The following is a 17,094-nucleotide window of genomic DNA, read 5'->3' as shown; positions in this document are numbered from 1 at the left end:
TGTGTGAGCAATATGTAGGATTTTTCTCTAATGGAGGGGCGGGTCTAGTTGAAATCGAATAGATCCACCCCGTTGTGTTTTTTCCTCTTTAACGTAGTTGGTGGTGTGTTGCGCCGTATTGATCAAGGGTGCTATCGACCAATAACTGAATCCCCTCCAACATCCGGCAAATCCCCAACGCCGCACTCCGGGACGGCCCATCGATTTCAAATGCCAGATTCGTAGCTAACACCTGCACCGACGCCAAGTCCTCCGATGCATTGACCAACAACGTCTCCGCGTCCAACCCTTCACGCACGACAAAGAGCCTGGAGCTCTCGTCAGGCGAATCAGGTTCAGAAGAGGGATTCAGATAATGATTAATCGCCCGATGAGCAGCCGCGTGAAGCGAGGGTGAATCGAGTGGCGGGTTTGGACTGTCTTTGATCATGACGACGCTCCTAGAGTAATGGAGCCGCCACCCATCGCTGCGAAACGACAATCGGGTGGCAGCTGTACGCAGGTTCGCAGACCGGGACTCTAGGCACCCGGCATACCCGAAGGTATCCCGCGCACAGCCGCCATAACATCAGGCATAAAAAAGCGCCCGCTATCTTGTGGTGGACGCTGTGCGTCTAGAGTTTACCCGGGCTGCGAAACCCGGTCGCTGAATTTGCAGCGACCACCGAAGAGTAGGGAGCCATCTTCTGAGCGACAACCCTAAAAAGCTGTCGGAAATTTCCGGGTGTTAGCCCGCGACCATCAGCGCTTGCCACTCACCTCATACCGGCTTTGAACAAACCCGTTATCCGACGCATACGTGCCGATATGCCGAAGCTCATGCTCGCCACCCAACTGGCTGAACAAGGGGATCCCCTGGCCCAGCACAACCGGAATACGCGTGATGATCATCTCGTCGATCAACCCTGCCTCAAGAAACGCCTGAATCGTCTGGCCTCCGTCGATATACAGGTGTTTCATCCCGCGCTCGGCCAACGCTGCCACGAGGCTGGTGACATCCTGGCTCACCACCTCAACCTTGCCCTTCAAAGCTGCAGGTAGCTCAACCGATTGGTGAGAGAGTGCTATGACCGGCGTGCCCTCATAGGGCCACTCCGGAAAGGACAACACTTTTTCCAGGGTCTTGCGGCCCATCACCAGCGCATCCACGCTGGCGATGAAGTGTTCATAGGTCACGCCGTTCAATTCGGCGCCTTCGTACTCAGGGCGATGAAGCCACTCGATATCACCGTCTGGCCTGGCAATAAAGCCGTCGACGCTGGCTGCGATAAAGACCGAACATTTGCTATCCATGGGGCGTGAAACTCCTTTTCTGTGTGCTTGAAAATATCGACTGTCATGGGTCGGCAACGCTAATGTTAATTTAATCTTGCGATGCAATAAGCGAGCATTGCCAAAAATCACCGTGGGTACCCGGCGCAGGCCGGTGTGCCTTTTCGTATTGCGAGGATCTATGCGCCGTTGGTTAATCCGCTACCGTTACGCGATCATTTTCTGGCTGTGCTTCGGGGTTTTCCGCACCTCCCTGGCTGACTGGAATCCCATCCCGTCCGGTTCCATGCGCCCGACGTTGCTTGAGGGCGATGTGGTGCTGGTCAATCGCGTCGCGTACGACCTCAAATTGCCCCTCACTGATATTTCCCTGGCGAGACTGGATAACCCCCAGCGCGGAGATGTCGTCACGTTCTCTTCGCCCAAGGACGGCACGCGCTTGATCAAACGCATTGTCGGTATCCCCGGCGATACCCTGGAAATGCGCGACGAGGTGTTGTGGGTCAACGGTACGCCGGCCACCTACAGTAATGGGCAGGACATCAGCGAGCCCATCGCGCCTGGCCAAACAGTTCCGGGGATCAAGGTGACGGAGCGTGCGAACAGCAGCCAGCGCACGGTGCAGTTCATGCCGACAGTACGGGCGCTGCGCAATTTCGGCCCGGTGGTGGTGCCTGCCGACAGTTACTTCATGCTGGGCGACAATCGCGATAACAGCGATGACTCCCGTTATATCGGGTTCGTGCCGCGTCGGCTGTTGATCGGGCATGCGCACCATATCCTGGCGTCAGCGCAGATCCTGGACCATTGGATGCCACGATTGGGTCGATTTGGCGCGCCGATCCTGTAGTGGGCTGATCACGCGTTTGCGCTGAGCGCCCGCAGTGCAAAACCCGCAATGCGCTCCAGCTGCTCAGTGGTGGCGCCGCCCTTGCTGGCGACTTTCATACCGCTGAGGGTGGCCATCAGAAAATCACACGCGCCCGAGCGATCGGTGCCGACGGTCAATTCGCCTTGTTCCTGCGCACGCTCCAGCGTCTGTTCGAATGCATTGCGCAAGCGTTCGGCGCTGTGGGCGGTGAGTTGATTGATTTCTTCATCACCCATGCCGAACTCGCAGATGGCATTGACCCCCATGCAACCCGCCGTTCCTTCCCGCAGGGCGCGGGTGGCGAAGGATTGCAGGGTATCGTGCAGTGCCTGCAACGGCGTCGGGCCCTGGTTCAGGCGCTCGATCAAGTCGTCGACGCCGGTGCGCTGATACTCGGCCATCGCCAGCAGGTACAACTGGCGTTTGTCGCCAAAGGTGTTGTACATGCTCTGGCGGCTCAGTCCCATGGCCTGCATCAGTTCTTCAGTCGAGGCCGCGGCAAAACCCTTGTCGCAGAAAACCCGGATGGCCTCGCGCAGCACCTGGTCGCGGTCGAATGCTCTGGGTCTTGCCATGGTTACCTCGGGGGAAAATGCAGGTGAAGGCTCAGGCCAGGTAGCCGCCATCAATGGTCATGCTTGCGCCGGTGACAAATGCCGCTTCTTCGGACGCGAGATAAGCAACCATGCCGGCAACATCGTCGGCGGTACCTACGCGGCCCAAGGGGATCAGGCTTTTGATCATGTCCGCATGGGGCCCGTCTGCCGGGTTCATGTCGGTGCTGGTCGGGCCCGGCTGCACGTTGTTGACGGTGATGCCGCGCGGCGCGAAATCAATCGCCAGGCCGCGGATCATACCGGCGATCGCCGACTTCGTCATGCTATAGACGCTGGAGCCCGGGAAGCCCGAACGTTGGGCGACCACGCTGCCGACGGTGATTATTCGGTCACCCGTGTGCATCACCGCCGAGCTGGCCTTGGCCGCCGCAAACGTGGCCCGCACATTGACCGCAAACATTCGGTCGAAGTCTTCCAGGCTGAAGGTGTCGACGGTGCCCATCAGCAGGATCCCGGCGTTGTTGACCAGGATATTCAAGGCGCCGAAATGCTCGACAGTGGCCGCGACCGCCCGTTCTATTGCCGCCACATCGGCGCTGTCGGCCTGAATCGCCAAGGCTTTTCCGCCCTTGCTTTCGATCAGGCCAACCAGCGCTTGCGCCTTGTCGGCAGAGGAGGAATAGGTAAACGCGACCGCTGCACCTTCAATTGAAAGCCGGCGGACAATCGCTTCGCCGATACCGCGGGAACCGCCGGTGACCAGGGCGACTTTGTGGTTGAAGCGAGGGGTGTGAGCTGTCATGGGGGAGGCCTGAAGTTTAGTGGATTAAATAATCCACTAAACCGTACCAGTCTGGAAATACTTAGCCAAGCTGTTTTTGGATTAATTAATCTTTAACTGCCGGATGTGCTCTCGAATCCGTCATCAGACGCCGGTCATTTCAGGTCGCTGTAGGTCAACCTGAACTCCGACAGCGCCGGGTGCTCGGTTTTCCACTGGCGGCCATACGCCTTGGCTGTTTCCATTTCTTCGGCAGTCAGCGCGCTGGCCAGTTGTTGCAGGTAGCCTGCGGCATCGGCGTGCCGTGGGTTTTGCCGGGTACTGTCCATGACCAGCCAGTAGAGCCCATAGGCGTGGATTTTGTTCTCGGGGTAGTGATAGCGGTTGGTGCCACTTTCATCGATATCGAACCCGCCGAGCGCACCGGCATAGGTCATGACGCCATCAAGGTCATTCAGCGCCAGCCGTTTTTCCAGGTGTATGCGCTGGTAGGAGAGGTTGCGGTAGTAGGTCTGCATGTTGGCCAGCCACTTCATCGCTGGCGGGAAGCCCTTGAAGGCCGCATACCTGAGCATGGAGTCGCGGTTGTCACTGGCCTCCGGGTTTTTGTCGTACAACAGCGCCGCAATGTAATAGGCCTCGGCGCAGCCGGCATCACCTGCCTTTCTCAGCCACGAGCGATCTTTGGTCAGTTCATACAGCTGCAGCATCGCTGCGCCGTCGCCAGCATCGGCACCTGCCTGGGCGAGGGCCTTGGCCTTGGCCAGGTTGGTTTCGCCACCCAGGCGCATCAGGGCGTACACATGATCCTGGGCAGCGGCCAGGCGGTACCACGCCTGGGCCTCGGGGTCGACACTGCCGACCCGGCGCCGGATGGCTTCGCCCAGGGCGTATTGGGACGGCGCATCGCCGGCCGAGGCGGAGATGGTCAGGTGGATTTCGCACTCTTCGAATTCACCGAGTTGATACAACTCGAGACCCCGCTGCTTGGCTGCCTGTTGCTGGCTCGTCAAATGTGAAATCAGCGCATTCAGCGCGTTGAGCAAATCAAACAGCGTGGTCAGTGCATCGGAATGGGTATACATGATCATTACCTGTATCGGGATACGTTGTCCGATAAAGGTAGGTGGGGCGGTGGGGCCCCAGGTGACAGATAGTTATCGGCAGGAGCGCTGCCTTTCCCGCGCTCTGGGCAACCCCTCAAGCGCTACGGCTGCCACGTATTGCCTGGTCCAGAAACAACGCCGCATTCGCCACGGCCTGCATGCCTTCGGGCAAGATTGCCGCAAACAAATGCCAGACATGAAACATCCCGGGCCAAACCTCCAGCGACACGCGTACCCGGTTTTCCCCCAGGTGGGTGGCCAGGCGCATGGCGTCGCTGAGCATGACTTCGTTTTCGCCGATCTGCACCAGAATGGGCGGCAATCCCCGGACGTCCGCGAACACCGGCGATGCATCGGGATCATTCGGCAGCGCGCCGTTGAGAAACGCTTTTGCAAGCAGCGTCAGCCCCAGTCGTGAGGCTTGCGGGTCGAGGCCGTCACGGTTGTCGATGGAGGCGCCGGTGTGTTCCAGGTTGGCCCACGGCGACAAGGCGGCGCCCCCGGCAGGCAGTGGCAGGCCTGCGTTGCGGGCCTTGACCATCACCGACACCACCATTGCGCCGCCGGCCGAATCGCCCGAGAACACGATGGACCTAGGGTCATTGCCCTGGTCGAGCAGCCAGCGATAAGCCTGCAAAGTGTCATCAACAGGTACGGGGAACGGATGCTCGGGCGCCAGGCGGTAGTCGGGCAGGTAGACTTTGGCACCCAGCAGTTTTGCGAAGTGGCCGGCAAGGCCCAGGTAGCCCCGCGGACTGCCGCCGACATAACCACCGCCGTGGATGTAAAGCAGCACCTGGTCACCCTCAAACCCATCCGGCACGACCATCATGCCCGGTACGCCACCCATATCGACGTCACAAAAGCTGACACCGGCGGGAATCGGATGGGAACAAAGCACCTGCTCATAAGCCTTGCGCTGCTCATTGAGGGTGAGGGTGGTTTCCTGGCCCGTGAGAAATGGGCCGAAGTCAGCGGCGCAGGCAACCCACGCGTCGAGATGGGCCTGGACAAGGGGAGTGAATGCCATGGGGGAGAACCTCATAAAGTGATCCCGATACCGGGATTAGCGATTGAGGTTCTATTTTATGGATTCTATTGGAGAACGAATTTCACCACTGCGGCGCCTGTGGGGATCAGCTGCCGCTGTCAGTGCGACGGCTGCTGACTTCAGCCGGCACATCATCCCCGGCCATGCGCTTGCGGAACAACGCGGTGCGTGCCAGCAGCAATGTGGTCACCGGCACTGTGATCGACAGCAGGATCGGGATCAACCAACCGTGCAACACCGGCCCGGACTTGAGCACCGAAAAGTAGATGATCGAGGCCAGCGCCACACACCAGGCGCCCAAGGTCGAGGCCAACGCCGGCGGGTGCATGCGCTGGAAGAAGTCTTTCATCCGCAACAACCCAATCGCCCCAATCAGCGCAAACAGGCTGCTAAGCACCAACAATACCGCGACGATCACTTCAACCCACAGCGGCAACACATCGACATTGATCATTCGATCACCTCCCCACGCAGCAGGAATTTCGCCAGGGCAAACGACCCCACAAAGCCAAACAGCGCAATCAACAGCGCCGCTTCAAAATACGTGTCACTGGCATACCGAATACCCAGCACCAGCATCATCAGCATGGCCAGGATGTACAGGTAATCCAGCGCCAGGACCCGGTCCTGGGCCGACGGGCCTTTGAACAGGCGCACCAGGGTCAGCACCATGGCCAGGGAGAACAGGAACAGGCTGAACAGGATCGCATTGGAGAGCAGGGCGCTCATTCGAAGATCTCCATCAGGGGCCGTTCGTAGGCGTGTTTGAAGTGCTCGATAAACTGCGCTTCGTCATCCAGGTCGAACACGTGGATCAGCAGGACGCTGCGGTCCAGGGCCAGTTCCGACCATACGGTGCCCGGCGTCACGCTGGTGATCATCGCCAGCACGGCCAGGCCGTTGGCATCCCGCAGGTCCAGGGGGATCTTGATAAAGCGCGAACGCGGTGGGCGCGAGCCGCAGGTCAGGATGCCCCAGGCCACGGCGAGGTTGGAGATGATCACGTCACGCCCCACCAGGAAGAACAAACGGATGATCACCCCCGGGCGGCGGATGCGAATCGGCAGCGGGCGCAACGGCGCCATCATCAGCGGTGCCGCAAAGCCGAGGATCGCCCCCAGCAGCAGGTTGCCGGGGCTGACGGACAGGTTCAGCACCAGCCACAACAACCACAATGCCAATGACAGCCACGGGGCAGGGAACAGGCGCTTCATGGCTGCACCTCCAGGGCGGCGGCCTTGGCTTCAGGGCTCGGCACCGGACGCGTCGCCATGACCGCCATCACATAGTGTTCCGGGTTGTTCAGGCTCTCGGCGGCCGCCTGGGTATAGCGCATCAGCGGCTCGGCCTTGAACGTCAGGGCTATGCTCAGGCCCAGCAGGAAGAAAATCGGCACGCATTCGAAGCGGCGCAGCAGCGGCGATGGACGTTCTTCCGGGGTCCAGAAGCGCTGGATGCCGAGGCGGGCGAAGGCGATCAGCGAAGCCAGGCCGGAGAAGATCAGCAGTGCCACCAGGCCCCAGGCGGCCGGACGCACCGGTTCGTCGATGGCATTGCCCAGGCCCAACGGGTTGATCAAGGCGCTGAGCAGGCTGAGCTTGCCGATAAACCCGGACAGCGGCGGCATGCCGATGATCAGCAGGGCGCAGGCGATAAAACTCAGGCCGAGGAACGCCACCGTCCAGGGAATCACCTGGCCGACCACGGCTTTCTGTTCATCGTCGAGGTTGGTGCCGGGCGGTGGATGCAGGGATTCCATGGCCTTGGGCAGGGCTTCGATTTCGTCGTCCAGGGGCATGTCGTTGGCCGAGCGCGAACGCTCGATCAATTCGGCCAGCAGGAACAGCGCACTCAGCGCCAGGGTGGAGCTGACCAGATAAAACAGCGCCCCTGCGGTCAGGCTTGGCTGGGCAAAACCCACCGCCGACAGCAGGATCCCGGCGGACACCAGGATGCTCAGGCTGGCCATGCGTTCCAGGCGTTGCGCCGCGATCATCGCCAGCGCCGCGCAGACGATGGTTGCCATGCCGCCGTAGATCAGCCAGTCGCCGCCAAACAGTGCCGAGGCACCCGCCTGGCCGGAGAACAGCAGGTTCCACAGACGCAGCACGGTGTACACGCCGACCTTGGTCATGATCGCAAACATCGCCGCCACTGGCGCACTGGCCGAGGAGTAGGCAGGCGCCAGCCAGAAGTTCAGCGGCCACATCCCGGCCTTGGCCAGGAAGGCGACGGCGAGGATGCCCGCACCGGCATGCAGCAGGCCGCGATCGGCTTCCGGCACCAGGGGGATTTTCAGTGCCAGGTCGGCAAAGTTCAGGGTACCGGTGACGCCATAGATCAGCGCCGCGCCAATCAGGAACAAGGTCGAGGCCAGCAGGTTGATCGAGATGTAATGCAGCCCCGCCGACACCCGCGCCCGGCCGGAACCGTGGAGCATCAGGCCGTAGGACGCCGCCAGCAGCACTTCGAAAAACACGAACAGGTTGAACAGGTCGGCGGTCAGGAAGGCGCCATACAGGCCCATCAGCTGAATCTGGAACAGCGCATGGAAACTGGTGCCGGCGCGGTCCCAACGGGCCATGGCGAACAGCAGGGCGCTGACGCCAATGATCCCGGTGAGCACCAGCATCATCGCCGAGAGTTGGTCTACCACCAGCACGATGCCGAACGGCACCTGCCAGTTGCCCGGCAGGTACACACCGATGGAGCCGGGGCCGCCTTTCTGGGTCCAGTACAGCAACAGCACGGCGATGCCCAGGCCCACCATGCTGGAGAACAGGTTGATCCGCGCCTTGAGCGGGCGGTGCTTCTCGCCGAGCATCAGCATCAGCGCGGCGGTCAGCAACGGCAGCAGGATCGGCGCGATGATCAGTTGATTCATCCAGGTCATTCCTTGGGCTCCCGGCCGTCCACATGGTCAGTGCCGGTCAGGCCCCGGGATGCCAGCAGCACCACCAGGAACAGTGCGGTCATGGCGAAGCTGATCACGATCGCCGTCAGCACCAGGGCCTGGGGCAGCGGATCGGTGTAGTTGAGCAAGTCTTGCGGCACGCCATCCTTGATGATCGGCTCCTTGCCGATAAACAGGCTGCCCATGCTGAAGATGAACAGGTTGACCCCGTAGGAGAGCAGGCACAGGCCCATCACCACCTGGAACGTCCGTGGCCGCAGGATCAGCCAGACGCCGGAGGCCGCCAGGACCCCAATGGCAATTGCGATGACTTCTTCCATCAGGCGGCTCCTCCTGGGCTGGCAACGGCTTTCGCCTGGTTACTGGGTTTATGGGCGCGCACCGATTGGTGGCCGAGGGCGGTGAGCATCAGCAAGGTCGAGCCGACCACCATGGCGTACACACCGACGTCGAAGAACAGCGCGCTGGCGACGTGGATGTCCCCCAGCACCGGCAGGCTGAAGTGCCAGGTGTGCGTGGTGAGGAACGGGTAGCCGGCGAGCAGTGCGCCCAGCCCGGTCAGGGTTGCCGACAACAAGCCAAAACCCATCCAGCGCATCGGCCGCAGGCTCATCTGCGCCTCGACCCACTGGGTACCGGCGACCATGTATTGCAGGATGAACGCGACGGACATCACCAGACCGGCGACAAACCCGCCGCCCGGTTGGTTGTGCCCACGCATGAACAGGTAGAACGAGACAACCAGCGCAATCGGCAGCAGCAGGCGCACCAGCACCGCCGGCACCATCATGAAGCCCAGGGCGGTGTCGCTGGCCTGGCGCGGGTTGATCAGGTCGGTGGCCACGTCGGGTGCCAGTTGGCGCTGTTGCGCGGGCAATTCCATGCTTTCCTTCGACGGGCGGAAGCGGCGCAGCAGGGCGTACACGGTCAGCGCCACGGCGCCGAGCACGGTGATTTCTCCCAGGGTGTCGAAGCCCCGGAAGTCCACCAGCATCACGTTCACCACATTGCTGCCACCGCCTTCTGGCAGGGCACGGCTGAGGTAGAAGGAGGAGATGTCGTTGGGGGTCTGGCGGGTCAGCATCGCGTAGGAGAGCAGCGCCATGCCGCCACCGACCACGGTGGACAGCAGGAAGTCCCGCAGGCGGCGGATGCGTGCCTTGCGCAGCGAGCTGGGCAGTGGGGAAACTTCTTCGATCCGCCGTGGCAGCCAGCGCAGGCCCAGCAGGATCAGCACGGTGGTGACCACTTCCACCACCAGTTGCGTCAGCGCCAGGTCTGGCGCCGAGAACCAGACGAAGGTCACGCAGGTCACCATCCCGCACACGCTGACCATGGTCAGGGCTGCCAGCCGGTGGTACTTGGCTTGCCAGGCGGCGCCCAGGGCGCAGGCGATTGCCAGCAGCCACAGGGTGACGAACACGATGGAGCCCGGGATCTTCGGCCGGTCGCCCCAACTGATGCCGCTGTAGAGCATCGGGATCAACCCGGCGATCACCGCCGCCAGCACCAGCAGGAACAGCTGGGTTTGCAGGCGTTTGGTGCTGATGCGTTTTTCGATCTTGCGCACCCCGCGCATCATTACCACCAGGCAGCGCTCGAAGCCGCGCTTGCCATTGAAGTAGCTGATGATCGGCGGGTATTTGAAGCGGCCCAACTTGAGTTGCTTGCGCAGCAGCAGATAGAGCACCACGCCGCCGGACATGGCCACCAGGCTCATGATCATCGGCGCGTTCCAGCCGTGCCAGATGGCGAGGCTGTATTCCGGCAGTTCGCCGCCGACCACCGGCAGGGCCGCTGCGGCGAGGATCGAACCGACCACCTGGGCCGGGAAAATCCCCACCAGCAGGCAGGTAAACACCAGCAACTCCACCGGCGCACGCATCCAGCGTGGCGGCTCGTGCGGGGTGTGGGGCAGGTTGGTGGCCTTGGGGCCGAAGAACACATCCACGGTAAAGCGCAGGGCATAGGCCACGCTGAAGGTACCGGCGATGGTGGCGATGACCGGCAGGGCGATTTCCACCCAGGCGGTGGCGGAGATGAACACGGTCTCGGCGAAGAACATTTCCTTGGACAGGAAACCGTTGAGCAGCGGCACGCCGGCCATGGACGCACTGGCGACCATCGCCAGGGTGGCGGTAAACGGAATCAGCTTGAACAGGCCGCTGAGCTTGCGGATGTCACGGGTGCCGCTTTCGTGGTCGATGATCCCCGCCGCCATGAACAGCGACGCCTTGAAAGTGGCGTGGTTAAGGATATGGAATACGGCGGCGACAGCGGCCAGCGGGCTGTTGAGGCCCAGCAGCAAGGTGATCAGCCCGAGGTGGCTGATGGTGGAGTAGGCCAGCAGGCCCTTGAGATCGTTCTGGAACATGGCGCAATAAGCGCCGAGCAGCAGGGTAATGGCGCCGGCACCGCCGACAATCCAGAACCACTCTTCGCTGCCGGACAGCGACGGCCACAGGCGGGCCAGCAGGAACACGCCGGCCTTCACCATCGTTGCCGAGTGCAGGTAGGCCGACACCGGCGTCGGTGCAGCCATGGCGTGGGGCAGCCAGAAGTGGAAGGGGAATTGCGCGCTTTTGCTCAGGGCGCCGATCAGCACCAGGGCGAGCATGATCGGGTACAACGAATGGGCACGGATCTGATCACCGGCAGCCAGGACCTGGTCCAGGTCGTAGCTGCCGACGATATGCCCGAGCAGCATCACCCCCGCCAGCAGGCACAAGCCGCCCGCGCCGGTGACCATCAGCGCCATATAGGCGCCACGCCGGGCATCGGCGCGGTGGTGCCAGTAGCCGATCAGCAGGAACGAGAACAGGCTGGTGAGTTCCCAGAAAAACACGATCTGGATCAGGTTGCCGGAGATCACCAGGCCAAGCATCGCACCCATGAAGGCCAGGAAAAACGCGAAGAAGCGCGGCACCGGGTCTTCCGGCGACATGTAATACCGGGCGTACAGCGACACCAGGGTCCCGATGCCCAGCACCAGCATCGAGAACAACCAGGCAAAACCGTCCATGCGCAATACGAAGTTCAGCCCGAGGCTGGGCAACCACATGAATTCTTCACGTATCACGCCACCGTGGGCGATCTGGGGGTAGAGCAGGGCGACTTGAACCGTCCCGACCAGGGCCACAAGGCCGGCCAGCAGGGACTCTGTGTTGCGTGCGTTGTGCGGCAGCAAGGCCGCCAGACAGCTGCCGATAAAAGGCAGAAGCAGTAGAACTATCAGGGACATAGGCTTCTAATCTGCGGGAGTTTGGGATGCATCATACGTGCCGGAATCTTGATCACCAAACGGCAAGATGTGGCAGGATCCTACAAGGTAGGCTGAAAAAGGCTGTTTGGCATTGTTTCAGTGCCCGTATCCAGGACAGGTATGCTGTTCAAAGGTTTTTTTCAGCCTGTTGCATAAGGACGTGTGATGACCCAGCGATTGCTCCACCTTGACCATGTCGCCTGCAGCCTGCCGGATGGACGCAGCCTGTTCGACAACCTGAACCATGCCTTCAGCGCCCGGGCGACCGGCCTCGTGGGGGCCAACGGGACTGGCAAGTCCTTGCTGGGCGCAATGCTCGCGGGCACCCTGCAGCCCACCCGCGGGCATGTGCGCCGCGAGGGCAGTGTGTACGCGGTGACGCAACTGCTGGAGCCCGAACGCTATCCCAGCGTGGCGGCGCTGGCAGGTGTCGACCAAGTGCTGGCAGCGTTGGCGCGCATCGCCGAGGGCAGCGTGGACGAACACGACCATGCACTGGCCGTTGATCAATGGGATTGCGCGCCTCGACTGGCGGCGGCCCTGGAGCAAATCGGCCTGGGGCACTTGACTGCCGACTCGCCAACCGCGGCCCTCAGTGGCGGCGAACGCCAGCGCGTCGCTTTGCTGGGCGCCTGGTTGTCGAGGGCAGACTGGTTGATCCTCGATGAGCCCAGCAACCACCTGGACATTGATCAGCAGCACAAGCTTGCCCAGCAGATTGATCGCTGGCCCGGCGGCCTGGTGCTGATCAGCCATGATCGCGGGCTGCTGGAGCACATGGACGAGATTGTCGAACTGTCGCCCAAGGGCTTGGCGGTCTACGGCGGTAATTACAGCCACTATGCGGCGACACGGGAGCAGGAGCAGCAGGCGTTCCAGTCGGCGTTGCAGGGGGAGCGCGCGCACGCCAAACGTGAGCAGCGTGAAGCGGTCATCCAGATGGAGCGTCAGCAGCGCCGCAATGCCCGGGGCGACCGCCAGGCCCGGGATGGCAACCAGACCAAACTGATCACCAACGCCCAGAAAGAGCGCAGTGAAAACAGCCAGGGCAAGTTGCGCCTCAACCAGCAGCTGGCGCGTGAGCAGCAACAGCAACGGATCGCCGAGGCGCGTGCGCGGTGTGCGCCCGAGATCCAGCGCATGATGCTGTCGCCGGAAAGCGTGGTGCCCCAGGGCAAGCTGGTGCTGCAGTTGAACGACGTGGTGTTGCCGTTTGGCAGCCCGGCACCGATCAATCTGACCCTGACCGGCCCGATGCGCATGTCGATCCTGGGAGCCAATGGCAGTGGCAAGTCGACCCTGCTGCGGGTGATTGCCGGCCAGTTGCCGGTGGCTGCCGGTGAGTTGGCGCGCAGTTGCCATATCGGCTGGCTGGACCAACACGCCGGGCTGGAGCACCCCAAGCGCACGGCGGTGCAATGGCTTTACGAAAGTAATCCGCTACTGGCGGAAAGCGAAGCGCGTACCCGGCTGGCGCAAATGGGCATCGATGCCGACCGGGCGGTCCTCGATACGCGCCAACTGAGCGGCGGCGAGCGTCTGAAAATTGCCCTGGCCGCACAGCTCTACGCCGAGCATCCGCCGCAATTGTTGTTGCTGGACGAACCCGACAACCATCTGGACTTGCCCAGCCGGATTGCCCTGGAGCAAATGCTCAATCAGTACCAGGGCGCGCTGATCGTGGTGTCCCATGACGAGGCGTTCCTGCAGGCCATCAACCTGGACGGTGAGTTGCGCCTCTGAGGCCGCTTAACCCTGGTTTTCATGTTCCAGTTCGGCCTGGGGCTCGGCGAGCCGCTGCCGGCGGGTTTTCATCTCACTGACAATCACCGCCGCCACGATCAACGCCGCGCCCACCATGGCAATCGGCGGGAAGCGCTCCCCGGCAATCCGCCCGACTACGCCGGCCCACACCGGCTCCCCGGCATAAATCAGCGTGGCGCGAGTCGGCGAGACGCTTTTCTGCGCCCAGTTCATCGCCACCTGAATCACCGCGCTGGTCAGCCCCAGGCCCACCGCGCTGAACAGCAGCAACCAGGAAAACCCCGGCAGCGCCTCGCCCATCGGCACCACCATCAGGAACGACAGCACCGACGCCGTGGCCAGTTGCACCACCGTTACCCGGCGTACATCCACCTGCCCGGCAAAGGCGCTGATCAGGATGATCTCGGCGGCAATTGCTACCGCACCGATCAACGTGGCGATTTCACCGGGTCTGAAATTCAATGATGCCCCGGCCGGGCCGGTCAGCAGCATCAGCCCGGTAAACGCGAGCATGATGCCGATGCTCGGCATCAACCCCGGCCGCCGTCCCAGTACCAGCCATTGCAGCAGCGGCACGAATGGCACATACAGCGCAGTAATAAATGCCGACTGGCTGCTCAGGATCGTCTGCAAGCCAATGGTCTGCAAACCGTAGCCGAACATGATCGCCACACCGATAAAGCAGCCAGCCTTCAATTCAAACAGCGTCAGGTTCCGCAGGCTGCGGAATGAGAACGCCCCGACGATGAGCGCCGCTGCAGCAAAACGCAGGCCGACGAAAAACATCGGGCCGCTGACCGCCATGGCGTGCTGCACCAGCAAAAAGGTGCCGCCCCAAAACATGGTGATCACCACCAATACACATTCGGCTTTGCTGAAACGGGAAAACAATGGGGAGGTGGTCATGGCGGCTCGGTCTTGCACAGGAAGGGCGCGGACCGCACAATGCGCCGCAAGCTGGGCAGTATACTGCGCAACCCCACCCTGTGAGCAATATAGTGCACAAAGAAAATCCGCAACGGGCCTCGGTCCTGCAACACGTCAGCCAGAACGTTCGGCGCCTGCGCCATGCGGCTGAGTTGAGCCAGACGGCGCTGTCCGAAAAATCCGGCGTCAGCCGGCGCATGCTGGTGGCAATCGAGGCGGGGGAGAAAAACGTCAGCCTGTCGACCCTCGACCGGGTGGCCGAAGCCCTGGACGTGGCCTTCAGCGACTTGATCCAGGCCCCGGATGCCGCTGATCACAGCCGTATCAACGAACTGGCCTGGGCCGGTGACATCCCCGGCAGCAAAGCCGTGCTGCTGGCCAAGGCCACCGCGCGTCGCGAGGTGGAACTATGGGAGATGCGCCTGGAGCCCGGCGATCGCTACATGCCTGAACCGGACCCCGAGGGTTGGAGCGTGCAGTTGTTTGTGTTCGAAGGCACCCTGACGCTGGTGCTGGGGGATGAGGAAAAAAACGTCGCCACCGGTGAGTTCCTGATGTTCGCCAGCCGCTACCTTCACGCCTATCGCAATGACGGCGACGTGGCGGTGCGGTTTGTGCGCAACGTGGTGATTTAAGACTCTTGGCTTTGAGTGTTGTCAACTGTCAGATTTCACAGCTTACATCAGCGTTGGATTGAATCTAGTGTGGGAGTTACTGCTCAGAGAACTGGCTCAATCGGAGCGCGGGCGGAAGGGGCAGTTGGCTTCACTAAATGGAGAGCACACTGATGACAGCGCAAGACTCAAAGCACATCAAGAGTAGTGACTTGCTTCCCCGTCCACGCATTAATCCCTCTCACGGGAACCATGTGAATTATCCCGAGATGCAGGGTGGGCAAGCCTCGATCATTATTCCCGCGTATCCGGGACTGGCTATCGGGCAAACAATCAGGTGGACGGTCAGGGGGAACGGCTTGCTGTTTGGTCACATCGAGGTAAAGTCGCTGGAGCACCAATACAAAGATGTTGTGAACGGTATTGTCTTCCGCCGTGAGGTGGTGGAGGCAAAATATGGCGTGCGTCAAGATGGACATGACGAGCGCCTTTCTGACCATAGTTTTTATATCGTGGACGACCGTCCTGCCGATGACTGAGTGGTAGTGAGTTGGCTTTCAATACCGAAGTCAGTGTCGCCGGTATTGAAAGCCACCACGGGGCCTTGCTCCCGGATGATCAACTGTTGGCAGTGCAACAGTGGTTGGACACTTTGCTGTTTTGAACCGCCAACGACTTCCCTGATATACCGGCAACCCGCTGATTTCATTGCACATTGCATTCGGGCACGACTCCTGCAATCACTCCAGTATCTCTCTGGAGCCTGGAGTCGGCCCATGTCAGCCCAACCCCTACAACCTGCCCACATCATCCGTTCGGACGCCGAGGCCATTGCGGTTGCCACCGAGTTGGCCAAGCGTTTTGCCGTGGACGCCGGCGTGCGCGACCGCGAGCGACGCCTGCCGGTGGCCGAGCTGGATGAATTTTCCGCCAGCGGCCTGTGGGGCATCACCATTCCCAAGGCCTACGGCGGCGCGGGAGTGTCCTATGTGACGGTGGCCGAGGTGATCAAGCTGATCTCCGCCGCAGACCCGTCCCTGGGGCAGATTCCGCAGAACCACCTGGGCGTCGTCGACATCCTCCTGCAAACCGCCAGCGAGGAGCAAAAGCAGCACTACTTCGCCAAGGTCCTGCAGGGCTATCGGTTCGGCAATGCCTTCTCCGAAGCCAAGAGCAAGAACGCCGGCACGTTTGACACACAAGTGCGCTTTGACGGCGACAGTGCGTACATCAACGGCGAGAAGTTCTACTGCACCGGCGCACTGTTCGCCCATATCGTGCCGACGGTGGGCGTCAACGAAAAAGACCAGGCGTTCATCGCCTTTGTCGAACGGGACGCGCCGGGCCTGCAAGTGATCGACAGCTGGGACGGCTTCGGCCAGCGCACCACCGCCAGCGGCGGCGTGACCCTCGACGGTGTGAAGGTGCCGCTGAGTGCGGTGATCCCCGCGCACCAGGCCTTCGACCAACCCACCGCCAACGGCCCGATTTCGCAGATCATCCAGGCGGCCGTCGACACCGGCATCGCCCTCGGTGCCCTGGAACAAGCCAAGATTCATGCACGCCAGGCCCGGCCCTGGATCGACAGCCAGCAGGATCACGGCTGGCAAGACCCGTTCACCATCGCCGCCATCGGCGACCTGGAATGGCGGGTCCACGGCACCGAAGCGATCCTCGCCAAGGCCGGCATTGCCGTCGACCAGGCCCTGGCCAACCCCAACGAAGACACCGTGGCCAATGCCTCGTTGGTCGTCGCCCAGGCCAAAGTGCTGTCGGCGGAAACCGCCTTGCTCGCCAGCAGCAAACTCTTCGAACTGGCCGGCACCCGCTCGGTGTCCGGCAAGCACAACCTCGACCGCTTCTGGCGCAACGCGCGTACCCACACCCTGCACGACCCGGCCCGCTGGAAATACCACCTGATCGGCAACTTCGTGCTCAACGGCGTCAAGCCCGCACGCCATGCCTGGAACTGAGG

Annotated in this window: 18 protein-coding genes; 5 read left to right on the top strand and 13 right to left on the bottom strand. The window is 61.8% G+C overall.

The features are described 5' to 3' along the window. Nucleotides 1-88: 88 nt before the first annotated feature. A complete protein-coding gene (locus tag QF039_RS17675; protein WP_307519775.1) occupies nt 89-430 on the bottom strand; it encodes a DUF6124 family protein in 342 nt (113 codons plus the stop codon). A gap of 311 nt (nt 431-741) precedes the next feature. Beyond that, nucleotides 742-1,293, bottom strand: coding sequence for a dihydrofolate reductase family protein (locus tag QF039_RS17670; RefSeq protein WP_177023296.1), 552 nt, complete (start codon nt 1,291-1,293; stop codon nt 742-744). A gap of 160 nt (nt 1,294-1,453) precedes the next feature. Here QF039_RS17670 and lepB point away from each other — a divergent pair, with 160 nt between their 5' ends. Then, nucleotides 1,454-2,122, top strand: a complete 669-nt coding sequence (gene lepB / locus QF039_RS17665) for a signal peptidase I (RefSeq protein WP_177037194.1) — start codon at nt 1,454-1,456, stop codon at nt 2,120-2,122. An 8-nt stretch (nt 2,123-2,130) separates the two neighbouring features. Here lepB and QF039_RS17660 read toward each other — a convergent pair whose 3' ends face one another. The 10 genes from QF039_RS17660 to QF039_RS17615 all read right to left on the bottom strand — a co-directional run bounded on the left by QF039_RS17660 (nt 2,131) and on the right by QF039_RS17615 (nt 11,793). After that, complete coding sequence (locus tag QF039_RS17660) at nt 2,131-2,718, bottom strand: TetR/AcrR family transcriptional regulator (RefSeq protein ID WP_307519771.1); 588 nt, start codon at nt 2,716-2,718, stop codon at nt 2,131-2,133. A 31-nt stretch (nt 2,719-2,749) separates the two neighbouring features. After that, nucleotides 2,750-3,502 (bottom strand): 3-oxoacyl-ACP reductase family protein, encoded by a 753-nt coding sequence (locus QF039_RS17655; protein ID WP_177028453.1) that lies wholly within the window; start codon nt 3,500-3,502, stop codon nt 2,750-2,752. 134 nt (nt 3,503-3,636) lie between these two features. After that, nucleotides 3,637-4,566 carry a sel1 repeat family protein gene (locus tag QF039_RS17650; RefSeq protein WP_307519767.1) on the bottom strand — a complete coding sequence of 310 codons (930 nt, stop codon included), beginning with the start codon at nt 4,564-4,566 and terminating at the stop codon, nt 3,637-3,639. Nucleotides 4,567-4,681: 115 nt separating this feature from the next. Further along, a complete protein-coding gene (locus QF039_RS17645; RefSeq protein WP_307519765.1) occupies nt 4,682-5,617 on the bottom strand; it encodes an alpha/beta hydrolase in 936 nt (311 codons plus the stop codon). 106 nt (nt 5,618-5,723) lie between these two features. Continuing rightward, nucleotides 5,724-6,092, bottom strand: a complete 369-nt coding sequence (locus QF039_RS17640) for a Na+/H+ antiporter subunit G (protein ID WP_003211753.1) — start codon at nt 6,090-6,092, stop codon at nt 5,724-5,726. Continuing rightward, nucleotides 6,089-6,367: a K+/H+ antiporter subunit F gene (locus QF039_RS17635; RefSeq protein ID WP_003211751.1), complete on the bottom strand. Its 279-nt coding sequence runs from the start codon at nt 6,365-6,367 to the stop codon at nt 6,089-6,091. The genes QF039_RS17640 and QF039_RS17635 overlap by 4 nt, the downstream gene beginning before the upstream one ends. Then, the gene (locus QF039_RS17630) at nt 6,364-6,852 is read right to left on the bottom strand and encodes a Na+/H+ antiporter subunit E (protein ID WP_003211750.1); all 489 of its coding nucleotides are present in this window, start codon (nt 6,850-6,852) and stop codon (nt 6,364-6,366) included. Before QF039_RS17630 ends, QF039_RS17635 begins: the two co-directional genes overlap by 4 nt. Then, a complete protein-coding gene (locus QF039_RS17625) occupies nt 6,849-8,531 on the bottom strand; it encodes a monovalent cation/H+ antiporter subunit D (RefSeq protein WP_177045383.1) in 1,683 nt (560 codons plus the stop codon). Before QF039_RS17625 ends, QF039_RS17630 begins: the two co-directional genes overlap by 4 nt. Beyond that, a complete protein-coding gene (locus QF039_RS17620) occupies nt 8,528-8,872 on the bottom strand; it encodes a Na+/H+ antiporter subunit C (protein ID WP_003192163.1) in 345 nt (114 codons plus the stop codon). The genes QF039_RS17625 and QF039_RS17620 overlap by 4 nt, the downstream gene beginning before the upstream one ends. Beyond that, the gene (locus QF039_RS17615; RefSeq protein WP_003211746.1) at nt 8,872-11,793 is read right to left on the bottom strand and encodes a monovalent cation/H+ antiporter subunit A; all 2,922 of its coding nucleotides are present in this window, start codon (nt 11,791-11,793) and stop codon (nt 8,872-8,874) included. Before QF039_RS17615 ends, QF039_RS17620 begins: the two co-directional genes overlap by 1 nt. Before the next feature lie 186 nt (nt 11,794-11,979). On the opposite strand from QF039_RS17615, the gene QF039_RS17610 reads away from it, so the two are divergent. Then, nucleotides 11,980-13,557 carry an ATP-binding cassette domain-containing protein gene (locus tag QF039_RS17610; RefSeq protein ID WP_307519761.1) on the top strand — a complete coding sequence of 526 codons (1,578 nt, stop codon included), beginning with the start codon at nt 11,980-11,982 and terminating at the stop codon, nt 13,555-13,557. A gap of 6 nt (nt 13,558-13,563) precedes the next feature. Here QF039_RS17610 and QF039_RS17605 read toward each other — a convergent pair whose 3' ends face one another. Next, nucleotides 13,564-14,484, bottom strand: coding sequence for a DMT family transporter (locus QF039_RS17605; protein ID WP_307519759.1), 921 nt, complete (start codon nt 14,482-14,484; stop codon nt 13,564-13,566). 92 nt (nt 14,485-14,576) lie between these two features. Between QF039_RS17605 and QF039_RS17600 the strand changes: the two genes are divergently transcribed. The 3 genes from QF039_RS17600 (at nt 14,577) to QF039_RS17590 (ending at nt 17,092) form a co-directional block, all read left to right on the top strand. After that, on the top strand, nt 14,577-15,140 hold the full coding sequence (locus QF039_RS17600) for a helix-turn-helix domain-containing protein (RefSeq protein WP_003211741.1): 564 nt from the start codon (nt 14,577-14,579) through the stop codon (nt 15,138-15,140). A gap of 152 nt (nt 15,141-15,292) precedes the next feature. Beyond that, a complete protein-coding gene (locus QF039_RS17595; protein WP_307519756.1) occupies nt 15,293-15,658 on the top strand; it encodes a hypothetical protein in 366 nt (121 codons plus the stop codon). Between the two features lie 237 nt (nt 15,659-15,895). Further along, the gene (locus QF039_RS17590; RefSeq protein ID WP_177045376.1) at nt 15,896-17,092 is read left to right on the top strand and encodes an SfnB family sulfur acquisition oxidoreductase; all 1,197 of its coding nucleotides are present in this window, start codon (nt 15,896-15,898) and stop codon (nt 17,090-17,092) included. Nucleotides 17,093-17,094: the final 2 nt, after the last annotated feature.

The sequence above is a fragment of the Pseudomonas sp. W2I6 genome (genome assembly GCF_030815935.1).
Taxonomy (GTDB): Bacteria; Pseudomonadota; Gammaproteobacteria; order Pseudomonadales; family Pseudomonadaceae; genus Aquipseudomonas.
The sequence above is the reverse complement of the archived record's forward strand: the minus strand, read 5'-3'. Positions and strand labels throughout refer to the sequence as shown.

Excerpts from the sequence above, each read along its gene's own strand:
- QF039_RS17630 (WP_003211750.1), bottom strand. The coding sequence starts at position 6,852 with ATGAAGCGCCTGTTCCCTGCCCCGTGGCTGTCATTGGCATTGTGGTTG.
- QF039_RS17650 (WP_307519767.1), bottom strand. The coding sequence starts at position 4,566 with ATGTATACCCATTCCGATGCACTGACCACGCTGTTTGATTTGCTCAAC.
- QF039_RS17675 (WP_307519775.1), bottom strand. The coding sequence starts at position 430 with ATGATCAAAGACAGTCCAAACCCGCCACTCGATTCACCCTCGCTTCAC.
- QF039_RS17605 (WP_307519759.1), bottom strand. The coding sequence starts at position 14,484 with ATGACCACCTCCCCATTGTTTTCCCGTTTCAGCAAAGCCGAATGTGTA.
- QF039_RS17645 (WP_307519765.1), bottom strand. The coding sequence starts at position 5,617 with ATGGCATTCACTCCCCTTGTCCAGGCCCATCTCGACGCGTGGGTTGCC.
- QF039_RS17615 (WP_003211746.1), bottom strand. The coding sequence starts at position 11,793 with ATGTCCCTGATAGTTCTACTGCTTCTGCCTTTTATCGGCAGCTGTCTG.
- QF039_RS17620 (WP_003192163.1), bottom strand. The coding sequence starts at position 8,872 with ATGGAAGAAGTCATCGCAATTGCCATTGGGGTCCTGGCGGCCTCCGGC.
- QF039_RS17625 (WP_177045383.1), bottom strand. The coding sequence starts at position 8,531 with ATGACCTGGATGAATCAACTGATCATCGCGCCGATCCTGCTGCCGTTG.
- QF039_RS17635 (WP_003211751.1), bottom strand. The coding sequence starts at position 6,367 with ATGAGCGCCCTGCTCTCCAATGCGATCCTGTTCAGCCTGTTCCTGTTC.
- QF039_RS17610 (WP_307519761.1), top strand. The coding sequence starts at position 11,980 with ATGACCCAGCGATTGCTCCACCTTGACCATGTCGCCTGCAGCCTGCCG.
- QF039_RS17670 (WP_177023296.1), bottom strand. The coding sequence starts at position 1,293 with ATGGATAGCAAATGTTCGGTCTTTATCGCAGCCAGCGTCGACGGCTTT.
- QF039_RS17590 (WP_177045376.1), top strand. The coding sequence starts at position 15,896 with ATGTCAGCCCAACCCCTACAACCTGCCCACATCATCCGTTCGGACGCC.
- QF039_RS17595 (WP_307519756.1), top strand. The coding sequence starts at position 15,293 with ATGACAGCGCAAGACTCAAAGCACATCAAGAGTAGTGACTTGCTTCCC.
- lepB (WP_177037194.1), top strand. The coding sequence starts at position 1,454 with ATGCGCCGTTGGTTAATCCGCTACCGTTACGCGATCATTTTCTGGCTG.
- QF039_RS17660 (WP_307519771.1), bottom strand. The coding sequence starts at position 2,718 with ATGGCAAGACCCAGAGCATTCGACCGCGACCAGGTGCTGCGCGAGGCC.
- QF039_RS17655 (WP_177028453.1), bottom strand. The coding sequence starts at position 3,502 with ATGACAGCTCACACCCCTCGCTTCAACCACAAAGTCGCCCTGGTCACC.
- QF039_RS17640 (WP_003211753.1), bottom strand. The coding sequence starts at position 6,092 with ATGATCAATGTCGATGTGTTGCCGCTGTGGGTTGAAGTGATCGTCGCG.